General features: G+C 38.8%; 20 protein-coding genes. 7 read left to right on the top strand and 13 right to left on the bottom strand.

Annotated features, from left to right (window positions below; all coding sequences use genetic code 11):
- Together BI291_RS18495 and BI291_RS05270 are read left to right on the top strand one after the other, a co-directional pair.
- Window positions 1-196, top strand: a 196-nt coding sequence (locus BI291_RS18495) for a hypothetical protein (protein ID WP_074496728.1), incomplete at its 5' end; no start/stop codon positions are given.
- Window positions 197-379: 183 nt separating this feature from the next.
- The gene (locus BI291_RS05270) at window positions 380-2,191 is read left to right on the top strand and encodes an acyl-CoA dehydrogenase C-terminal domain-containing protein (protein WP_074496726.1); all 1,812 of its coding nucleotides are present in this window, start codon (window positions 380-382) and stop codon (window positions 2,189-2,191) included.
- Window positions 2,192-2,301: 110 nt separating this feature from the next.
- On the opposite strand, the gene BI291_RS05265 is transcribed toward BI291_RS05270, so the two are convergent.
- The 4 genes from BI291_RS05265 to fadE all read right to left on the bottom strand — a co-directional run bounded on the left by BI291_RS05265 (window position 2,302) and on the right by fadE (window position 8,032).
- On the bottom strand, window positions 2,302-3,675 hold the full coding sequence (locus BI291_RS05265; RefSeq protein WP_074496724.1) for an aldehyde dehydrogenase family protein: 1,374 nt from the start codon (window positions 3,673-3,675) through the stop codon (window positions 2,302-2,304).
- 83 nt (window positions 3,676-3,758) lie between these two features.
- Window positions 3,759-4,427 (bottom strand): TetR/AcrR family transcriptional regulator, encoded by a 669-nt coding sequence (locus BI291_RS05260; RefSeq protein WP_074496722.1) that lies wholly within the window; start codon window positions 4,425-4,427, stop codon window positions 3,759-3,761.
- An 82-nt stretch (window positions 4,428-4,509) separates the two neighbouring features.
- Window positions 4,510-5,403 (bottom strand): acyltransferase, encoded by an 894-nt coding sequence (locus BI291_RS05255; protein WP_074496720.1) that lies wholly within the window; start codon window positions 5,401-5,403, stop codon window positions 4,510-4,512.
- 190 nt (window positions 5,404-5,593) lie between these two features.
- Window positions 5,594-8,032, bottom strand: coding sequence for an acyl-CoA dehydrogenase FadE (gene fadE, locus BI291_RS05250; protein WP_074496718.1), 2,439 nt, complete (start codon window positions 8,030-8,032; stop codon window positions 5,594-5,596).
- Window positions 8,033-8,185: 153 nt separating this feature from the next.
- On the opposite strand from fadE, the gene BI291_RS05245 reads away from it, so the two are divergent.
- A complete protein-coding gene (locus BI291_RS05245; RefSeq protein WP_074496715.1) occupies window positions 8,186-8,992 on the top strand; it encodes a class II glutamine amidotransferase in 807 nt (268 codons plus the stop codon).
- A 9-nt stretch (window positions 8,993-9,001) separates the two neighbouring features.
- Here the strand turns inward: BI291_RS05245 and BI291_RS05240 are convergent, their stop codons facing one another.
- From BI291_RS05240 to purM, 3 genes are read right to left on the bottom strand one after another with little or no spacing between them, the layout of a single operon-like run.
- Window positions 9,002-9,742: a DUF3108 domain-containing protein gene (locus BI291_RS05240; protein ID WP_074496713.1), complete on the bottom strand. Its 741-nt coding sequence runs from the start codon at window positions 9,740-9,742 to the stop codon at window positions 9,002-9,004.
- A 22-nt stretch (window positions 9,743-9,764) separates the two neighbouring features.
- Complete coding sequence (purN, locus tag BI291_RS05235) at window positions 9,765-10,406, bottom strand: phosphoribosylglycinamide formyltransferase (protein ID WP_074496711.1); 642 nt, start codon at window positions 10,404-10,406, stop codon at window positions 9,765-9,767.
- Window positions 10,407-10,413: 7 nt separating this feature from the next.
- The gene (gene purM, locus BI291_RS05230; protein WP_074496708.1) at window positions 10,414-11,460 is read right to left on the bottom strand and encodes a phosphoribosylformylglycinamidine cyclo-ligase; all 1,047 of its coding nucleotides are present in this window, start codon (window positions 11,458-11,460) and stop codon (window positions 10,414-10,416) included.
- A 165-nt stretch (window positions 11,461-11,625) separates the two neighbouring features.
- On the opposite strand from purM, the gene BI291_RS05225 reads away from it, so the two are divergent.
- Together BI291_RS05225 and hda are read left to right on the top strand one after the other, a co-directional pair.
- Window positions 11,626-12,771 (top strand): DUF2066 domain-containing protein, encoded by a 1,146-nt coding sequence (locus tag BI291_RS05225; protein ID WP_074496706.1) that lies wholly within the window; start codon window positions 11,626-11,628, stop codon window positions 12,769-12,771.
- Window positions 12,768-13,484 carry a DnaA regulatory inactivator Hda gene (gene hda, locus BI291_RS05220; RefSeq protein WP_083601909.1) on the top strand — a complete coding sequence of 239 codons (717 nt, stop codon included), beginning with the start codon at window positions 12,768-12,770 and terminating at the stop codon, window positions 13,482-13,484. The genes BI291_RS05225 and hda overlap by 4 nt, the downstream gene beginning before the upstream one ends.
- A 2-nt stretch (window positions 13,485-13,486) precedes the next feature.
- Here hda and BI291_RS05215 read toward each other — a convergent pair whose 3' ends face one another.
- The 5 genes from BI291_RS05215 to BI291_RS05195 form a co-directional block, all read right to left on the bottom strand.
- Window positions 13,487-15,454: a hypothetical protein gene (locus BI291_RS05215; RefSeq protein WP_074496701.1), complete on the bottom strand. Its 1,968-nt coding sequence runs from the start codon at window positions 15,452-15,454 to the stop codon at window positions 13,487-13,489.
- Window positions 15,455-15,538: 84 nt separating this feature from the next.
- Window positions 15,539-15,940, bottom strand: a complete 402-nt coding sequence (locus tag BI291_RS05210) for a DUF2069 domain-containing protein (RefSeq protein ID WP_074496698.1) — start codon at window positions 15,938-15,940, stop codon at window positions 15,539-15,541.
- Window positions 15,941-15,950: 10 nt separating this feature from the next.
- Window positions 15,951-16,289, bottom strand: a complete 339-nt coding sequence (arsC, locus tag BI291_RS05205) for an arsenate reductase (glutaredoxin) (protein WP_074496696.1) — start codon at window positions 16,287-16,289, stop codon at window positions 15,951-15,953.
- 7 nt (window positions 16,290-16,296) lie between these two features.
- Window positions 16,297-17,814, bottom strand: a complete 1,518-nt coding sequence (locus BI291_RS05200; protein ID WP_254849523.1) for a M48 family metalloprotease — start codon at window positions 17,812-17,814, stop codon at window positions 16,297-16,299.
- Window positions 17,811-18,407, bottom strand: a complete 597-nt coding sequence (locus BI291_RS05195) for a hypothetical protein (RefSeq protein ID WP_074496694.1) — start codon at window positions 18,405-18,407, stop codon at window positions 17,811-17,813. The genes BI291_RS05200 and BI291_RS05195 overlap by 4 nt, the downstream gene beginning before the upstream one ends.
- Window positions 18,408-18,510: 103 nt before the next feature.
- Here BI291_RS05195 and BI291_RS18725 point away from each other — a divergent pair, with 103 nt between their 5' ends.
- Both BI291_RS18725 and BI291_RS05185 read left to right on the top strand, forming a co-directional pair.
- Window positions 18,511-18,738: a sulfurtransferase TusA family protein gene (locus BI291_RS18725; RefSeq protein WP_139302564.1), complete on the top strand. Its 228-nt coding sequence runs from the start codon at window positions 18,511-18,513 to the stop codon at window positions 18,736-18,738.
- A 4-nt stretch (window positions 18,739-18,742) separates the two neighbouring features.
- The gene (locus BI291_RS05185) at window positions 18,743-19,807 is read left to right on the top strand and encodes an AI-2E family transporter (RefSeq protein ID WP_074496692.1); all 1,065 of its coding nucleotides are present in this window, start codon (window positions 18,743-18,745) and stop codon (window positions 19,805-19,807) included.
- 69 nt (window positions 19,808-19,876) lie between these two features.
- Here the strand turns inward: BI291_RS05185 and bcp are convergent, their stop codons facing one another.
- Complete coding sequence (gene bcp, locus BI291_RS05180) at window positions 19,877-20,344, bottom strand: thioredoxin-dependent thiol peroxidase (protein ID WP_074496691.1); 468 nt, start codon at window positions 20,342-20,344, stop codon at window positions 19,877-19,879.
- Window positions 20,345-20,352: the final 8 nt, after the last annotated feature.

Raw genomic sequence — 20,352 nt, 5'->3', positions numbered from 1 at the left:
TTATTCAGGAGAACGTGCTCCTGCGTTCTCTAATAAGCTACATCCTTGTAGCGTCCTTGTTAAAATCAACAACACAGGCTATGAAGCGTTTAAAATCGCCCTTTGGGAGCGTGTTAGAGGCGCGATAATTGCGCAAAACGTGTTTGATGTAGAACAACTATACCTGCACGCGTTTCGCTTATTCTCCCACCTCTGACATCGCTCTGAACTGGCTTAATCTTTATGCGAATTGGTGTTAATTTTAGCCCAATTACTGCTATGCTTTAATTGGTTAAAGTTGCTGGTTAGCAAATATAGAGGTAAGACCAGTTGATTTATGTCGTAGAGTTATCTAGTATTGAGATAATTATAACAGGTCATACCAGAATGGAGAGCTTTTATGCTGACATATAAAGCACCAATTACAGACATAAAATTTTTATTTGAAGACGTTTTAAGCTTTTATCCTCATTATGAAAAATTTCCAGAGTTTGAAGAAGCGACTCCGGATCTTGTTGATGCGATTTTTGAAGAGTGCGCGAAATTTTGTGAACAAGAGCTATTACCGATAAATCAATCTGGCGATAAAGAAGGTTGTCGATTTGATAACGGAGCAGTAAAAACGCCGAAAGGATTTAAAGAAGCATACGATCAATATGTTGCAGGTGGTTGGCAGTCGTTATCTCATGGCACTGAGTACGGCGGGCAAGGTTTGCCTCCTTCAATGGGTATGATTAAATCAGAAATGATGGGCACTGCGAATTGGTCGTGGGCTATGTATCCCGGTCTTAGTCATGGCGCTATGAATACGATTGATATTCATGGTAGTGATAAACAAAAAGAAACGTACCTTACACGGCTAACAGAAGGAGTTTGGACCGGCACTATGTGCTTAACCGAGCCGCAATGTGGTACTGACTTAGGTCAAGTGAAAACGAAAGCTATCCCTAATGACGATGGCACTTATGCAATCACAGGAACAAAGATTTTCATTTCTGCAGGTGAACATGATCTGACTGAAAACATCGTGCATATTGTTTTAGCGCGTTTACCTGATGCTCCTGCTGGTACCAAAGGTATTTCATTATTCATCGTGCCTAAAATGAACATCAGTGACTCAGGTGAAATCACCGATAGAAATGCTGTTGAATGTGGCTCTATAGAAGACAAAATGGGTATTAAAGGTAGCGCGACGGCTGTACTTAATTTTGATGGTGCTAAAGGAGAGCTGATCGGTCCTGCTAATAAAGGTTTGGAATGTATGTTTACCTTTATGAATACTGCACGAATAGGTACCGCATTACAGGGCGTGTGTGCCACAGAGCTTTCATATCAAAATGCCTTAATGTATGCAAAAGAGCGTTTATCAATGCGCTCGCTTTCTGGTAAAAAAGCGCCAGACAAAGTAGCAGACCCCATTATTGTACATCCTGATGTACGGAAAATGCTGATGACCCAAAAAGCGTTTGCTGAAGGTGGTCGTGCGATGATCTATTATGCAGCGAAACTTGCTGATGAAATAGAGCATGCTAAAGACGAGAAAGCACGCAAACGTGCAGACTACAGACTTGGTTTTATCACACCAATTTTGAAAGCGTTCTTAACAGAAGTTGGTGTAGAAAGTGCGAATTTAGGCGTACAAGTATTTGGTGGTCACGGCTATATAAAAGAGTGGGGTATGGAGCAAATTGTTCGAGATGTTAGAATAGCCACTCTATATGAAGGGACCACAGGAATACAAGCGCTTGACTTACTCGGACGTAAAATTTTATTGAGCCGAGGTAAATCATTGAAAAGTTTTTCAATGGAAGTGTTGGGTTGGTGTAAAGATAAAAGTATGCTTTCAAGTAATCCTCATAAACGTCAAATGAATAAATTTATCTGGCCGTTAACTAAAGCGGTAGCTAATTGGCAACAATATACGCTTAGGCTTTCGTTGAAAGCAAAGAAAGATCGTGATTTTGTTGGTTCAGCATCAGTAGATTATTTAATGTATTCTGGGTACATCGTCATGGCATACTTCTGGGCACAAATGGCACAGTCTGCTTATGAAAAACTTGCAGGAGAGGTAGATAACAGAGACTTTTACCGTGCAAAAATCAAAACAGCAGAGTTCTACTTTGAGCGTATTTTACCAAGAACTAAGTCACTTGCGGCAACGATGATGTCAGATCCAAAATCGTTAATGCAGTTAGATCAAGAGTTATTGTAAAGATGGTGAGTTGATATATTACCATTAAAATAAAAGCGCCTTAGGCGCTTTTTTACTGTCTGGTTATGGTTAACTATTCCGATTAAATAATGAAGCGGTAGAATGAAAGTCTACAAGTGCCTAATAAGCTTTAACAGCTTAAACTTTAAAGCAGTAAATGGCGCGAAACGAACAGGTAAATCTTTTAAGAACGGACGTTTTAATACCGACTTTAAGTGGCTGAAGTTATCAAACCCCGCCTTACCACTGTATTGTCCCATTCCGCTAGGACCTACACCACCAAATGGCAGATCTGGCACGGCGTTAAACATTATCACATCATTTACGCATAAACTGCCGCTACTGATCTCGTTTAACCATTGTTGTTCCTGAGTTTTATCGCGGGTAAATAAATACGCGGCTAATGGTTTGTCTCTTGTCACTACCGTTGCTTTTGCTGCCTCGAAATTTTGCACAGTAATAATAGGTAATATCGCACCAAAGATTTCTTCCGTCATTAAAGGGCTATCTAAGTCGGGATCAACGACAATCGTTGGTGAAATGTATCGTTCATCAATGTCAATATCGCCACCATGAACAATGTCACCACTGGTGAGATAACTCGCAATTCTTTCACAGTGTCGTTGATTAACAATGCGTCCGTAAGACTTACTCACTTTAGGATTTGTGCCAAACATAGTTTGAAGTTGTTTTTTTAGCGCTGTAATGAATGCTGGCAATAAAGAATGCTCAACCATGACATAATCTGGAGCAATACAAGTTTGTCCTGCATTCAGCCACTTACCCCATGCAATACGCTGTGCACTGATGTTGATATCAGCACTTCGATCAACGAAAACAGGGCTTTTACCACCTAATTCTAAGGTAACGGGTGTCAGGTTTTTGGCTGCGGCAGTCATGATTATTCGAGCAACTTGTCCATTACCTGTGTACATAATATGATCAAATGGAAGTGCGAGTAATGCGGTAGTTTCGTCAACAGCGCCTTCAACAACTGAAATAGCATTACTGTCTAAATATTGTGGAACAAGTGAAGCGAGTAATGCAGAGGTTGCCGGTGCAAGCTCTGAAGGTTTGATTATCGCACAATTACCCGCAGAAATTGCTGCAACAAGTGGAGCTAGTACAAGCTGTACAGGGTAGTTCCATGCACCAATAATTAAAACGCTACCTAAAGGCTCTGGCTGAATGTATGAACGGCCTGGTTGTGCAACAATCGGCGTTGATACTCTTCGCTTCTTTGACCATTTGTTCAACCGTTTAATGACATGATCAACGTCACCAGCAACGTAAGAAACTTCTGTCATCCAGCTTTCTAAGGACGGCTTACCAAGATCTTCAGATAAGACATCTAAAAAACGTTGCTCATTTTCTTGAACCATTTTATTGATTTGACGTAATTGAGTTTTACGCCATTGAATATCACGAGTGACAAGCGTATTAAAATATGTCTTTTGATCTGCTACAAGTTGTTTAAAAGTCACGAAATCCTCTGTCGAAAACTAAAAATAGTAGAAGAACACTTTACTTCTTTTTTGAACGATTGTACAAAGATAATCGTGTTGATTTATTTTCTTTTAACACGTAGAACTGCCATAATTAATCGCTCTACAACACTATAGATATACGCAGTGTTTACCGCTGAAGGATCAACAAGGTTACGATATTCTAGTTGTGTGAAAACCGTGAGCATTATATCGGCATCAATTGTTGATGTTTCTGGCGAGAAGTAAGTACATAACTTCTCAAAAGGGGCCATTAGTGCAGTTCTATGCGTGGCGGCTAACTGTTGTAATTCAGGCGACACCTGAACCTCGGTAAACATAAACTGCTCAACCGCTAAATCTATCGGGTTTTCTTTAATTTTATTAACGAGATAATTGCAGGCTATGGTTGACAGTGTTGTGGCAAGTTCGCGTCGAACAGACATGTTTTTCAATCGTGTTTTCGTGTAGCTATCTAATAGCTCAAAGACTGTTTGCCAAGCATTTGTTGCTATCTCAATAGTGCGGTTTGAGCTAAGTAAAAAGGCTTCATGCACTAATTGCTGTATGTCTTTAAAATAATACGTTGTCAGGGAAAGTTGAAGTTGTGCTTGGTTTGCAATCGCGCGATGAGTCGTTCCCTTTATACCGTTTTCTGCCAATACTTCAATAGCTGAATTAAGTATTTTTAGACGTGTTAATTCACCCTTTGAGCGGCGTTTAACAACGATGTGTTCCTGTGTTTGCGACATTAGACCATCCAGTGTAATTCATGTAACAATAAATTAACGTTTTTTGTGTCTTAGTTCAATGAAACCGTAGCCTTGGAAGCGCTTACCTTGTCAAATATTTGTTAATTTTTATGTCGCTTAGATGCCAAAGTTGTGTTAGCCATCGATGAAAGTTACGTTTGTAGTTTACATCGTTATTATAGTCGCCTTGTAATAATTCGTTGCGATTAATTTGTTCAATATCGATAATCACCTCTTTTAACTTTCCTTGAAGTGTATCTTTCATAATATGTCCTGGATTTTGAGGGTAAATCAATGAGACCAATAATACTTTATCAAATTGCTCACCCATGGCTTGAACAGTAAATGCAATGCCGCTGGGTTTAGGGGTAAGTAAATGCTTAAAGTTGTTTTTTTGTCTTAGATGTTTTTCTTTGGTAAAGCGTGTACCTTCAACAAAGTTTATAATTGTCGTAGGTTGGTGTTTGAACTTTTCACAAGATTGTTTAGTTGTCGCTATGTCTTTACCGATAAGATGTGGATGTTTTTTAATATAGCTTTTGCTATACCTTTTCATAAATGGCATATCAAGTGCCCAGCAGGCCATGCCAACGAATGGCACTTTCTTTAATGAATTTTTTAGAAAATATTTTGGGGCCGGAATCCGTGTTCGGGCAAAGTGTGAAAGAATAAAGATGTCTAACCAACTTTGATGATTGGCAATTAGCAAATACCAAGCCTTTTTATTCAGTGCTGCGTCGCCCTTTATTGTCCAAGAAACGCGATTAAAGATAATGATGAGCAGGTAATTGTTAAGTGCCCATAAACGATAGAAAAAATTCATTGGGTGCACTAAAGCACGGTGAAAAGCGGAAAAAGGCAGTAATAATTTACAGACCCCACCAAGAAAAACAAATGAGCCACATAACGCCAAATTTAAACAAAAAAGTGAAAAACTTATCGGCATTAAGAAAAAAGAAGGTAGAAATGACAACATCTTACAAAATTTATAGTAACCACTACTTCGCTTTATTCTACTGGCTTTTTATCGACTTGGGTATTGATTTTTAGGATCACACAGAGATTACAGAGACAAAAAAAGCCTAAAATAGCGCATTGCTAAATTAGGCTTTTTACCATTGTTGCTCTAATGCTATACAACAATCTTATTTAAGTGTTGAGTGATTTCATGATTCACTTTTAGCAAAGGTACCTGAAACGAGTTCATTATGATCAAAATCGTCGACGTTGATCACTTGTAGCCTTCTTTTTTCAGCATTGACCAACATGTCTGCTTCTTCTTGAGAAATCGCTTTTTCTGCTAAGCCTTTTTCTGCCACCTTATCTAAGTAATAGAAAGGTAGTTTTTCATTGAGTGCTTTACAAACTTTGTCATAAATAGGTTCACACGCAATTAATAAGCTTAGGGCACTTTCTAGTGCACCGAAGTTATTGGCGCCATCATCGGTAAGGTATTGGCCAGCACCTAATCGATCTCTTGCTTCACTTGGCGTCTGTAAAAGTCTAGCAACCTGATGATCAGTAAGATCAGAAGGTTTAGTTAACCACGTACCAAACGGGAAAATCATTAAGCGTAAAGCAACGGCAACCACTTTGTTTGGAAAGTTACTGATTAGTTCATCAATTGCTTGCTGTGCACGATATAAGCTATCTTCTACTGCCCAATTAACTAAAGGAATATCACCCTGTTGACGGCCTTGATCATTGAAGCGTTTTAAGCTTGCACTAGCAAGATAAAGATAACTTAAAATGTCGCCTAATCGTGCAGAGATGCGTTCTTTACGTTTTAAGTCACCGCCAAGCGTTAACATTGCAATATCAGATAACATGGCTAAATTGGCGCTGAAGCGTTGCATTAATTGATAGTAGCGACGAGTATGATCATTAAAAGGTGCGTTGGTAAAACGTGCGCCAGTAAATGCTAACCATTTAGTGCGAACAATGTTGCTCATAGCAAAACCAATATGACCAAATAAAGCGTGATCGAATTGCTCAAGTGCTTCTTTTGGATCAGGGTTATTCGCAGCGCCTAATTCAGCAAGTACATAAGGGTGACAACGAATTGCACCTTGGCCATAAATAATCATGCTGCGCGTTAAAATATTGGCGCCTTCTACAGTAATAGCAACAGGAGCACCTTGATAGCCACGTGCTAAATAGTTATTTGGCCCCATGCAAATGCCTTTCCCGCCATGAATGTCCATGGCGTCAGTCACACAACTGCGCATTTTTTCTGTTAAATGATATTTAGCTATTGCCGAAATAACGGATGGTTTTTCACCAAGATCAATAGCACCTGTACTCATGGTTGTTACGGCATCCATTAAATAAGCATTACCGCCAATTCTTGCTAGCGCTTCTTCTACACCTTCCATTTTGCCGATTGGCAATTTAAATTGTCGACGAATACGACTATACGCTCCTGTGGCAAGTGCGATAGATTTGATGCCACCAGCACTGTTCGACGGCAATGTTATTGCACGACCAACAGATAAACACTCCACTAACATTCTCCAACCTTGGCCAGCCATTTTGGGACCACCAATGATAAAATCAAGTGGTACAAAAACATCTTTACCTTTAGTTGGACCGTTTTGGAAAGGAACATTTAGTGGGAAATGGCGTCTGCCAACATCCACACCATCTATATCTGTAGGGATTAATGCACAGGTAATGCCTAAATCTTTTGTCTCTCCAAGAAGCCCATCAGGATCTTGAAGTTTGAATGCCAGGCCTAGCACGGTGGCAACAGGCGCTAACGTAATATAACGTTTATTCCATGTTAGTTTCATACCTAACACTTCTTCACCGTTAAATTCACCCTTACAAACGATACCATAATCAGGGATTGCACCAGCATCTGAACCAGCTTCTGGGCTGGTTAAAGCAAAACACGGAATTTCATCGCCTTTAACCAATCTTGGTAAGTAATGATCTTGTTGTTCTTTTGTTCCATAGTGCTGTAGTAATTCGCCGGGACCTAAAGAATTTGGTACACCTACTGTGCTGGCAAGTACAGTACTTGCCCCAGAAAGTTTTTGTAACACGCGAGATTGCGCAAAAGCACTGAAAGCCAGGCCGCCATATTCTTTTTTAATGATCATGGCAAAAAACTTATTGTCTTTTAAATATTGCCAAACTTCAGGAGACATATCAGCGCGGTCGTGAGTTGTCTCCCAGTCGTCAACCATTTTACATACCTCTTCAACAGGGCCGTCTAAAAACGCTTGTTCTTCGGCTGTTAAGCGAGGGGCAGGGTAATTGTGCAACTTTTGCCAATCTGGATTTCCGCGAAATAAATCCGCTTCAAACCACGTTGTACCTGCATCTATCGCTTCTTTTTCTGTTCGCGACATTTCAGGCATGATTTTCTGAAACATTGTTAGCAGTGGTTGACTGATATATGTTTTCCGAAAATCACGAATATTGAAAGGTAGTGCGATGATGACAAATAAAAGCCAACCGAAAAATGACACTACTTGAAAAACTGTCCCTAATGCCATCAAAATTGCAAACGACAGTGTATAGGTTGAGAGTGAGGCACGATTGTACGCCATGAAGCCTGTTAGGGCGATTGCGCAAATAAACCAAGTTAATAATTCCACATTACACCTTTATATAATTTAGAGGTCTGACCACTAAGTAAGCATAGATCGCTTCTTAACTATTTTCAATGCTTTCTTTTATAATATAGCGGTAAATTTTTGCTTTGCAGTGTTATAATCTTTATTAAGTTATCTTATTGATTTATTAATATTATGTGTGAGTTACTAGCGATGAGTGCGAATGTCCCAACCGATATTTGCTTTAGCTTTAGTGGTTTAATGCAACGAGGAGGTAATACAGGTCCTCATAAGGATGGTTGGGGTATTACCTTTTATGAAGGTAAAGGCTGCCGAAGCTTTAAAGATCCGTTACCAAGTGCTCAATCTCCAATTGCTACGTTGGTGACAGAATACCCGATTAAAAGTGAAGCGGTTATTTGTCATATAAGGCAAGCAAATTCTGGCGCTGTATGTTTAGAAAATACCCACCCATTTACGCGGCACATGTGGGGAAAACATTGGACATATGCGCATAACGGGCAATTGAAAGACTTTCAAGAAACATTACCTGTAAAATATCACCTGCCGGTGGGTACTACAGACAGTGAACATGCCTTTTGTTGGATACTGGATCAAATTCATTTGCACTTTGGTATTGAAGAGCCAGATGATGAAGCGCTATTTGCTTATATTGCAACACTGAGTGAGAAAATAAACCGATTGGGCGTATTCAATTTATTGTTATCTAACGGTGATTGCTTATTTTCATACTGTTCCAATAACTTACATTGGATTACTCGTCGAGCACCCTTTGGCGAAGCAAATTTGATTGATGCAGAAATGACGGTTGACTTTCAACAGGTTACCACAGCAAATGATGTTGTCACTGTGATCGCAACACAACCATTAACGGGTGATGAACGTTGGCATAAAATGCAAGCAGGTGAATGGTTGTTATTTAAATTAGGGGAGCCTATTTTAAAGGGACAGACTCCAACCTTGATAAAAAATACTGACTAAGGAATGGTCTTACTGTTTAGTGAAGTTTGTCAGCTGAGCTTCAAATTGCTCAGCTCCTGATTTTGATTGGTATAATTTCACTAATGCGTAATCAAGTTCAGGCGCGAACCAAGCATAAGTAATGCGCTTTTTCTCAACGACCTCACGCTTTAACCTTATTGTTTGTAAATTGCCATAAGGAAGCATTAACTCTTCAGTACCATCGTATTGATAAACATAATTTTTAATACTTCCAGAAGTGGAAATAACGGGGTATACAAATACTTTCTGATCGGGACTTTCTTTTAGCTGTAAACGCGTCTGTAAATGATAACTCAGCTTATCTTGAATATTTTCAGGGAACGTAATGTTATGTAGTTGATTATTTTTTTCATCGGTTGCTTTATTCTCGGCAATATCGAACGTCCAGAAATATGACTTATCTCTGCCAGTACCTGAACGCTCATAATGATATTCAAGCGGAGTAACATGATGTTTATTTACTGTTAATATCGAGCGTTCTTCACGTTCATCAGAAAAGATTAACCATTCAATCTTTGTTTGATAACTATATTCAAATAAACCATTGTCGAGCGCTTTTAATGAACGACTGCCTTTTCCCACTGGAGATGATTTGTGAAGAATACTGTATTCTGCAGTAAAGGGGGATATAGCTATACTTTCATTGTTTTTAGTCTCGTTAACAACTTGCTCACCGAATGTTGATAAAGAAAATAACATGGTTGTTGCTAAGCATAGCGTTTTAATCATACTTACCTCTATATTTTAATTATTATTCGCTAGCGTATCCACTAGCAGGTAATACTTCACCGTCTAATATTACTGCATCTCCTTGCATTTTTAACCTTCCTGAGCAGAACCACTTTATTACTAAAGGGTATATACGATGCTCTTGCTCGTGCACTCTGCTTGCTAACACTTGCACAGTATCTGTTTCAAATACAGGCACTTTTGCCTGTAAAATTACGGGGCCACCGTCTAATTCTTCTGTGACAAAATGTACACTAACGCCGTGCGTTGTGTCACCAGCCTCTATTGCTTTTTGGTGCGTATTTAATCCTTGATACTTAGGCAATAAAGAAGGGTGGATGTTCAATAATTTTCCTGCGAAAGTATTAACAAATGTTTCTGTAAGAATTCGCATAAAACCAGCTAATACAATCACATCTGCTTGGTAACTGTCAATAAGCTTAATTAATGCACTGTCATATTCTTCTCGCGAAGAAAAATCACGGTGAGATAATATACTATGATCGATATTTTCATTGGCGGCTCTGGTAATGCCGTACGCATCGGCAACATTAGAGATAACACCAACAACTTGTCCTGGATATTCTGGTGACTTGCAGGCATCAATAATTGCCTGCAAGTTAGAACCACTACCCGAAATGAGTACAAGAATTCGAGAGGTCATTGATGCATTAGTCCTGATTGATCACAACTTGCTCATCACCTTGGCTTAGTGTCGCTATTTCACCAATATGCCAAGCATTTTCGCCTTGTTCTTGTAATATCGCTAAACTGTTATCAACTTGATCTGCTGGCACTACGATGATCATGCCTACACCACAGTTAAACGTGCGATACATTTCATGTTGTGTGATATTACCGTTTTCTTGTAACCAGTTAAAGATGACTGGCCATTCCCAGCTATTACCATTAATTATTGCTTGTGCGTTATCTGGTAATACCCGAGGGATATTCTCCCAAAAGCCACCGCCAGTAATGTGTGATAAGGCATGTACGTCAACTGTTTTTAGAAGTTCTAGTACTGATTTCACATAAATTTTGGTTGGTGCTAATAAACGTTCAGCGATTGATTTACCATCTAATAGTTCATTGGTATCGGTGTTATTCACTTCTAATACTTTACGAATGAGTGAGTAACCATTGGAGTGCGCGCCAGTGGAGCCTAAAGCAATGAGTTGATCACCAGCAGCAACTTTACTGCCATCAAGTAAGCGTGATTTTTCAGCAACACCAACACAGAAACCGGCAATGTCGTAATCGCCCTTATGGTACATTCCTGGCATCTCGGCTGTTTCACCGCCAACTAGTGCACAGTTGGATTGAACACATCCTTCTGCAATACCACTAACCACAGATGATGCAACGTCAACATCTAGTTTGGCTGTTGCATAGTAATCTAAGAAGAATAATGGCTCCGCGCCTTGTACGATTAAATCGTTTACACACATTGCCACTAAATCAATACCCACGGTGTCATGCTTGTTTAGGTCTATCGCTAAACGAAGTTTAGTGCCTACGCCGTCTGTACCTGCTACAAGCACAGGCTCTTTGTAACCGCTAGGAAGTTGGCAAACAGAGCCAAAGCCACCTAAGCCACCCATCACTTCTGGACGAGTGGTACGTTTTACCGCACCTTTAATATTTTCAACTAGCGCATTACCTGCATCGATATCCACACCAGCATCTTTATAACTTAGTGACTGTTTTTCTTCACTCACGGGAGAAACCTCATTTATAACCGTTTGATATTGCCTGCTGCATCGAGCAGAGATAAAGAGCGCATATTCTACCAGTGCAAAAGCGCCCTGAGAATCTTTTCAATGAATTATTTTTTTCTTTGCGATATTTATCGATTTTTAGCGACAATTTCTTGTGGTAACATAATGGTTATGAAACAAATTTTTGTTGGCTTTACTATGCGCTGTGTACCGTTTTTTTTAGTGATGTTGTTCAATGCAATAATCGTTAAGCACGTTAATGCTGTAGAAGTAAAAGATCTGTATTTAGCCCGTGTTGAAGTATCGAATCAAAGCGTACAAGCAAGGAATGCTGCATTTAAAAAGGCATTAGATATCGTATTGGTTAAAATTAGTGGTCAAACGGATATCTTACAAAACCCAACAATTAAACAGCAACGAGCTCGTTATCAATCTTTTGTGAATAATTTTCGTTATGAGCGTAAAAACGATAAAAGTTTGTTGGTTGTTACCTTCGATGAAAGTAAAATTAATCAATTATTTGTTGGGGCTAACTTGCCTATATGGGGGAGTTTACGACCGCAAATTGTGTTATGGGTAATTGAAGAACAACAGTTAACCCGAAATATCATTAGTGCCGACATTGATAACCCGATTAATGATGTTGTAAAGGCGGTTGAAGATAATAGAGGTTTGCCTTTTACCTTGCCCATAATGGACTTACTTGATAGTAACCAAATTACAACATATGAACTTTGGGGGCGATTTACTCGACCAATTGTGCGCGCTTCAATGCGTTATCAACCCGAGGCAATTGTGGTGGTTCGTTTATCTGATAACAGTTTGTTGTCAGAAGAACAACTATCACTTGGCAACAATTGTAGCGATGATTGTCAACCAACTGTGGCGCTAGATTGGAGCTTTTTATCAATGTTGAATACTGATCAACTTCCGCATTTTGGTGAGCGTGTTTATGGTCAAAACAAACAAACACTTTTAGCTGAAACGTTAAGTCAGATTAGTGATATGGTGGCAAAACGTTACGCCGTCACTACAGATATGAATTTAGATTATGTGATAGATGTCGCTAATGTTGATAGCTTGGCTAAGTATGTTGAGGTTACTCAGTTTTTATCGCAACTTTCTGCTGTTAAAGCGGTGAAGCTAGTTAAAGCACAGGGTAATGAGCGACGCTTCAGTTTATCATTATTAGGGTCAGAGCAAGCCTTTTTGGCCGCACTTAAGTTAAATAAGTCGCTGAAACGATATGCTGATCCGTTAGATCCTACTTCATTGCAAGGTACCCCTTTGTTTTATTGGGAGTCGCTTTGAGCCCAACGCCACAACTTTCGTTATCGGTACAATTACCTGACGACGAAACGTTTGAGAGTTATCGATCATCGATTAATGAGCCTGCAACGAGATTACTTTCAAGCTTTATTGCACAAGAACAGTTAATTGATTCAAGTATCCATAGTACTTATTTGTTTGGCCTTAATGATGTTGGAAAATCGCATTTATTGCATGCTTGCTGTGCTTTTGCGCAAAGTGTGAACTTATCGTCGGTTTGTCTTTCTTTTACTGAGAAAGAACAGTTATCACCTGAAATGCTACAGGGTTTAGAAAACATTGATGTGATTTGCTTGGATGATATTCAATGCATTAATCAAGATATACAATGGCAGCAAGCGGTTTTTGATTTGTATAACCGGGTTATAGAATACGATAAACGTATTATAATTTCAGGTGATAAAGGGGTAAATGAATTAGGCTTGACTTTACCTGATTTAATTTCTCGGTTGAGTTGGGGCCATGTGTTACAAATAAAACCTTTGAATGACGATGAAAAGCTTGAAGCCTTACAATGTCGAGGGCAGCAACGTGGTTTATATATTAGTGAAGAAGTAGGGCGATTCTTATTGGCAAGAATAAACCGTGATATGACCAGCTTATTGGCCGCATTAGATACCCTTGATAAAGCGTCAATAAGGGAACAGCGACGTATCACTATTCCCTTTATTAAAGAAGTGTTACTTAACCGTTAAGCTTAGTAAACGAATTTACGGCCTTTACCGTGGCGCTTTTCTCCATCTTTTGGGATCAACCTAGTATCAATTTGTTTAGCTTTAGTGGCTAATTGCCCCGCTAAAGAGTGTGCGTTAATGGTAGCACCTTCTGAAATATTGATATTTTCTGACCAGCTTTTAGATGGATCTAACGGTGTTGCTGCTGGCATATTTGCAAGAAAATCTGCTGCTTCTGTTGCAAATTCAGGAATAATACGCTCAGTAACAAATTGCACGCGCGGCTTTATTTGTGTTTCGCCTTCACGGCCACGTTGGCCCCATACAATATCATCATAGTCTTGGTCGCTTACAGCAACATCACGATCTACACCGTAGCGTACTTTCATCATAAAACCATCGAATAAAATGGCATAATCTTCACGTGTTGAACTATAGCTGTAAAATTGCGGTGCACCTTCTGTTTTAAACAGGTTGGCAACATCTTCCATGGTGTAGGCTTTTTGTTGCTCAGTAATTAATGTTGGATCTTGGAAGCGGACTTGACCAAGTTTCGTCATTTCATTTTGCCCACCTGTCGCCCAACCCTGGTCTAACGGTAATGCTCGTTGTAAATCGTCAGATTGAATTTCTTGATCAGTAAAAAGTCGGTTTACTAACGTTAAGAAAGTAGTATTGCTTTCGTTTAATTCATCCCAACTCGTAGATGGGAAGTAATCATTGGCATGAGCAAGTTCATGGTAGAGCAATGAAGCAAAATCGTACTCAGCATTTTTCATTGAGCGAGTACTTCTAAAGCGAAGAGGGTAGTAATAACTAGCATATTCGTTATCTTTTACATAGCGCCATGGAATTTCAAACTGCAATTCGCTACCAAAGCCCGCGCGAAAATCAGGGGCTTGGTTTATCGTGTCACGTTGTGTGGGTGTTTCCCATAAATCACTTGGGTCAAGATAAATGGCGCCAGTATATGGATGGTAAAATGACGGGCGAATATCATAAGAAAGCACAACTGCGGTGGTGGCTCTTAACAAGTTTTTAAAGTCATCGTGTTCATCATACTGTTCAAGGAACTTTTTAAATTGATCGCCCATCCATTGGTGTGAAACCACCACACGATCCATAATTTCGTCAACAGTTGGTGTTTCAGAAATATGCGCTATTAATGGCGTTTGGTTAAAGTTACATGAGTTGCTGTAAGTCGCTTTGTTTGAATACACACAATCAATGAGCTTTTGACCCGCAGGTGAATTTTCGTTGTATAAGAATACATCAGCGATACGTTCATCAAATGGAACGTAATTTCTTTCCCCAAGGACAGTAGTACTGCTTTCAACTAATATTGATATATCATCAGAAACTGATTCACCGTTAAGCGTACCCGATACGGTGAAAGTTAACAGGGTGTCTTCGCTTACGTTAGGAGCATCAAAAAAAACGGCAACTTTGCCATCAGTGCTTTCAGCAGTAAATTCTACATCTGGACCCTGAGTTTTGGTCCACGATAAACTTGCTTGCTCTTGCTCAGTTAAATCAATTAATTGAGGTGCGTATGAGATTAATGAAACGCTATTACCTTCAACTACCGCATGACCAAGTCGAGCAGTTAATGCAGCTACATCACTTGTTACGGTAAACTCTTTAGTTAATGACTGTTGTTGACCATTTTCGTTAAAGGTGATTTCAAAGCTATAATCACCCGCAACCGTTGGTGTAAAGCCAATAACCTTACTGGTGGTAGCATAAACTTCAAGGGTATCACCTGCCGTTTGCTGCCATTGAATATCACTGATCGTGCTACCAGGTGCTAACAGTACTAATTCAGTGGATTGACCTAGTGCTACTGTTTGTTCTGCTTGTACAACCTCTGCCGATGTACTATTTACCGGTGGTGTGATAGGTGTTGTTGGTGCTTTTGTTGATGAGGAACCACCGCCGCCACATGCGGAAAGGGCGAGCCCTAACGATATTGTAATAAGAGTTTTTTTCATCGTTTAATACTTCATATGTTTGTTAAATTTAGCCGGAAAATACTAACACACTTGTTAATATACTGTTAATTGCTAATGTTTCATTTAATCAGCCTGATCTGTATCTTTTTTCTTACGAATACTAAGACCGAGTTCTTGCCCGCGATATTTCGCAAAGTAGGTGCCAGAGATAAACATCATAGTGGCAAAGGTTAGTTCAATAATAGCCCACCAAAAGTCGCTGGTTGATACCCAAAGAGTCGTCAGGCCATGTAGAAAGTACCACATGACAATAAAGTTTGACCAAGCAAAGGTGTAGGGGTTTCCTTTCAGTAATCCTCGAAGCGGAAACAATAATGGGAGCCAAAAAAATAATAAGCTAAGTGTTGGTGAAAGTTCATCTGAAGGATTTAACCATAATAACCAGAGTGGTATATAAATTAATAACGAAAAATAGCCTGTTAGGGCTATTTTTTTATGTTGTTGGGTTGAAAAGTACTGCTTCATCTATGGTGACTTATAAAATGGCTAAAACATTTTCAGGAGGACGACCAATCACTGCTTTGTTTTGATTAACGACAATAGGGCGTTCTATTAATTTAGGGGTATTTGCCATGGCAGCTATTAATGTTTGTTCATCGGCATCTTTCAAATGTTGTTCTTTAAATTCAGTTTCTTTTGTTCGCATCATTCCAATGGCTGAAACACCTAATTTTGTCATTAAACCTTGAATCTCTGACTCATTAAGTGGTGTTTTTAAATACTCAATAACGTTGATTTCAGCATTGTTTTCTTCCAATAATTGCAATGTTTGACGGCTTTTTGAGCATCTTGGGTTGTGATAAATGGTTAACATATTTGTCCTATTTGCTTAAGCGTTTAAGTTTTTCTTCTTGAGATTGAAATTGTAAAATTCTGGCTTTAATGCGCTTTCTAATCAATGGTGACTCATCAGCGAAATTATAGCCTGTTTGCAGTTCATCAACTGCACGTGAAAAGCCGCCTAATAAAGCAATGATTTCAGCTTTTGCTGCATGCATCATTGCCATTTTCTTTTGTTTTCGGTAAACCGTGACTAACAAATCGTAGGCAATGTAACTGTCAGGTTGTAAAATTAAATAGTCTTCTAAAAGTGTTTCAGCTTCTGCGTATTTTTCAGCTTCAATAAGCGCATTACTATAATTAAGTGCAACAACTTGGTTATTTGGCATGAGCTTGTTTAATTTGCTTAACATTTCAAGTGCAGCGTCAAAATTTTTGGTGTTGATATAAATATCCGTTAATACATCAATATAAAACAAATTATGTTCATCAGCAGCGAGTAAATCTAACAATATTTGTTGTGATTGCTCATACTCTTTATTTTCAAAATAAGCGACAGCGAGAGCATATTCAGCTGCGGCTTTGAAGGCATATTGTTTTTTATTTATTCGTTTTTTGAATGTCAAAATATTATTCTTCGCTTCACCTTGATAGCGCGCTTCTATTCGTGCTTTTGCTAGGTGGAAAGCTAAACTAGGTCTGACGTTACGGGTATTATAGTTTTGTGCTCTCACGCGTGCATCAGAAATACGAGATTCAGGTAAAGGATGAGTGAGTAACATTGCAGGCGGCTTGCTCGTATAACGATATGTTTCAGCCATTTTACCAAAAAAATTAGGTGCACCCATTGGATCAAAGCCACTATCTACTAGCAATCTAATACCTACGCGATCCGCTTCTTTTTCGTTACCTCGAGTATAGTTAATTGCTGCTTGTTGTGAAGCCGCCATACTGGTACTTAATGCAGCCATACCTACGGTTGGATTAATGAGCGTTAATAACACTCCTGAAATTAATCCTGCTGTTGATAATGTTCGGTTTTGTTGCTGTGTTTCAATTCTACGTGCTAAATGGCGCTGGGTTACGTGAGATATTTCATGCGCCACAACAGATGCAAGTTCACTTTCTGTATCTGCGGCGGCTAATAAACCGGTATGAATACCGATATGACCACCAAAAAAGGCGAAGGCGTTTAATTCATGATTGTTTAGAAAAAAGAACTTGAAGCTATAATTTACGTCGTTGGCATTTCGCACCATACGATTACCAAGGTCGTTGATGTATTCATTCAGAATAGGATCATGAACAATAGGTTGCGTAGCTCGCAACTGACGCATCATTGCATCGCCAACCTGCCGTTCTTTTTCGATAGATAGAACACTGATCCCTGCTGCGCCTATATCTGGTAACGCATTTCGATTATTTTCTTGTGCGTGTAAATGCGCGCTAAAAAGTGCATAAGAAATTAAGGCAGAATGTAAAATCGGTTTTATACAGAAACGATGAATACTGCGAGATGATTTCATTGAAGAGATGATTTTATTCAAATTAGCGCTCATTTTTCTACTTGGCTTCGGTGCCCAATTTCTTGGCAAAATTGAGCAATGTTATAACCTATGACGTCAACGACCTCAAATGATTCCGTTAAAATATCAATTAACTCCATTGTTTTGTTATGAGCAAAACGAATTAACGCTAAGTCAGCTTCATCACCTTTTTTATATGAAAAAATGATAAAAGACACAATAGCATTAATACGAAATAGCATTTGCATAGTTTCAGGTACCCAATGAATAAAAGGGCACCTAGGATGTTTATGCAAACTAACCGCTAATTTTTCACCATTCATCACTGGAAAACAATGCAATTCGTAATCGTGTTTTGTGTAAACATGTTGCAATGCAATTTTAGGCTTATGTTTGACAACAATGTCGCCTTTTTCATTTTGAGAAGCTTTTAATAATGACAAATTCCAGCTGTTTCTATCCAATATTTGACGGTAAGCACTTTCAAACCCGTGTGTTAGTATACTTTCTAATTCGCTTAAGGCATTACTGGTTAGCTGATAAATTGGCGGCACATCTCCCCAAGCAAGTTGCTTTTTCTTCGCATTGATTGTTTTCAAGTCGAAGGGAAAGGGCGCATTATTCATTCATCAAAACCATATCGTTAATTAAATATATATTATATATGTTATTGTAATCAATTGTCGCAAATAAGATAATCAAACGAAAGTGTGATTTGGTGTTTAAACGTTGACGATTTATCAATACGATGGCACAAATGACAAGTGTCCATTGCCTTTAGTGAAGATGCGTGTTTTGTTAAAAAAATTAACAAAACACGATGTTTGTGTTATTCAAATATCTGATCCTAGTTCTTTATCGGATATTCCAAAGTTTCTTCAACAAAAAGGTTATCATTTTCAGCAGTCACAGCTTAACATTAAGGTGACGGAGCTTCGTATAACAACAGGTAAGTGAGTATATGTTTTCTTTCTTCTCTCAATGGTACAAAAAAAAATTCTCTGATCCTCAAGCAGTCACACTTGTGGTTATTTTATTGATTGCGTTTATCGCTGTTTACTTTCTATCAGGTTTATTAATGCCGATTTTAGTTGCAATAGCGATTGCCTTTCTCTTGGACTTACCGGTTAATCGCTTATCGCATTTAGGACTTTCGCGCAAATGGTCTTCCGTGATTGTTGTTTGCTTGTTTGTCGGGATAACGCTTGTCACCATGCTGGGCTTAATGCCGATTATTTGGCGACAAAGTAGTAATTTATTACAAGAAGTACCAGCGATGTTGGCGCATGGTCAAGAATATTTATTAACTTTACCTGAAAGGTATCCTGAGTTTATTAAAGCGGATCAAATTGAATCAGTATTAACGCTTACGAAAGAAAAGTTTATAGATTGGGGACAGTTGATTTTACAAGCATCATTGAACTCTATTTCAGATGTTGTTGCCTTAATGATTTACCTAATACTTGTACCCATTATGGTGTTTTTCTTTCTTAAAGATAAACAAGAATTATTTGCTAGTTTTATGTCGTTTTTCCCCAAGGAACGTCGTATGGCATCTCAGGTGGGTGATGAAATGAACCTACAAATTATGAATTATATTCGCGGTAAAGTGATTGAAATAATCATTATTGGCGCAGTATCAACGATCACATTCACCATTTTAGGGTTAAATTATTCATTATTGTTGGGTGTGTTAGTGGGGCTGTCAGTATTAGTGCCATACGTTGGCGCAACGTTAGTGACTTTTCCGGTGATGGTCGTTGCACTTTTTCAATGGGGTGTTACGACGGACTTTGGCTATGTCATGATTGCTTATGCCATCATACAGGCATTAGATGGTAATTTATTAGTACCGTTATTGTTTTCAGAAGCGGTAAATTTGCACCCTGTTACCATTATTATTGCCGTGATCATTTTTGGTGGTATGTGGGGATTTTGGGGAGTGTTTTTCGCTATTCCGTTAGCAACATTGGTAAAAGCAGTGCTAAATGCATGGCCAAGTGCTGAGTTTGCTACGCCTCAATAAGGTGTGAAGCACATTAAAAAGGGCAGTAGATATCTGCCCTCATTTGAAAGACTTTAGTAAGCTGTCAAGTTAGCTTGCAAGAACGTCTAAAACGACTTCATGGTGGTTTTTGGTTTTGAATTTATCAAAAACATGTTTAATTTTGCCATCTAGTCCGATAAGAAAACTAATACGATGAATACCATCATATTCACGGCCCATGAATTTTTTTAATCCCCATACACCAAATTCTTCAGCAACTTGATGATCTTCATCTGAAAGTAAGGTGAAATTTAATTCATCACGTTGGCAGAACTTGTTTAGTTTTTTAGGGGCATCAGGGCTAATACCAAAAACAACCGTGTTGTGTTCTTCAAGAGCTGCTTTACTGTCTCTTAAGTTTTGTGCTTGTACAGTACAACCAGGTGTCATGGCTTTAGGATAAAAATATACTAACACCTGCTTTTTACCAATATAATCGGCTAAGTTGATGCTTTCTTCATTTTCATTCAATAAAGAAAACAGCGGAGCAGTTTCACCAACGGTTAATGTTTTCATAATTATGT

Source organism: Thalassotalea sp. PP2-459, from assembly GCF_001913705.1.
In the GTDB taxonomy this organism is placed as follows: Bacteria; Pseudomonadota; Gammaproteobacteria; order Enterobacterales; family Alteromonadaceae; genus Thalassotalea_C; species Thalassotalea_C hakodatensis.
The sequence above is the reverse complement of the archived record's forward strand: the minus strand, read 5'-3'. Positions and strand labels throughout refer to the sequence as shown.

What these genes read in the sequence shown, in the direction of transcription:
- BI291_RS05270 (WP_074496726.1), top strand. Translation starts at nt 380, where the DNA reads ATGCTGACATATAAAGCACCAATTACAGACATAAAATTTTTATTTGAA.
- BI291_RS05260 (WP_074496722.1), bottom strand. Translation starts at nt 4,427, where the DNA reads ATGTCGCAAACACAGGAACACATCGTTGTTAAACGCCGCTCAAAGGGT.
- BI291_RS05255 (WP_074496720.1), bottom strand. Translation starts at nt 5,403, where the DNA reads ATGTTGTCATTTCTACCTTCTTTTTTCTTAATGCCGATAAGTTTTTCA.
- BI291_RS05245 (WP_074496715.1), top strand. Translation starts at nt 8,186, where the DNA reads ATGTGTGAGTTACTAGCGATGAGTGCGAATGTCCCAACCGATATTTGC.
- BI291_RS05240 (WP_074496713.1), bottom strand. Translation starts at nt 9,742, where the DNA reads ATGATTAAAACGCTATGCTTAGCAACAACCATGTTATTTTCTTTATCA.
- purN (WP_074496711.1), bottom strand. Translation starts at nt 10,406, where the DNA reads ATGACCTCTCGAATTCTTGTACTCATTTCGGGTAGTGGTTCTAACTTG.
- BI291_RS05225 (WP_074496706.1), top strand. Translation starts at nt 11,626, where the DNA reads ATGGTTATGAAACAAATTTTTGTTGGCTTTACTATGCGCTGTGTACCG.
- BI291_RS05215 (WP_074496701.1), bottom strand. Translation starts at nt 15,454, where the DNA reads ATGAAAAAAACTCTTATTACAATATCGTTAGGGCTCGCCCTTTCCGCA.
- BI291_RS05210 (WP_074496698.1), bottom strand. Translation starts at nt 15,940, where the DNA reads ATGAAGCAGTACTTTTCAACCCAACAACATAAAAAAATAGCCCTAACA.
- arsC (WP_074496696.1), bottom strand. Translation starts at nt 16,289, where the DNA reads ATGTTAACCATTTATCACAACCCAAGATGCTCAAAAAGCCGTCAAACA.
- BI291_RS05200 (WP_254849523.1), bottom strand. Translation starts at nt 17,814, where the DNA reads ATGAGCGCTAATTTGAATAAAATCATCTCTTCAATGAAATCATCTCGC.
- BI291_RS05195 (WP_074496694.1), bottom strand. Translation starts at nt 18,407, where the DNA reads ATGAATAATGCGCCCTTTCCCTTCGACTTGAAAACAATCAATGCGAAG.
- BI291_RS05185 (WP_074496692.1), top strand. Translation starts at nt 18,743, where the DNA reads ATGTTTTCTTTCTTCTCTCAATGGTACAAAAAAAAATTCTCTGATCCT.
- bcp (WP_074496691.1), bottom strand. Translation starts at nt 20,344, where the DNA reads ATGAAAACATTAACCGTTGGTGAAACTGCTCCGCTGTTTTCTTTATTG.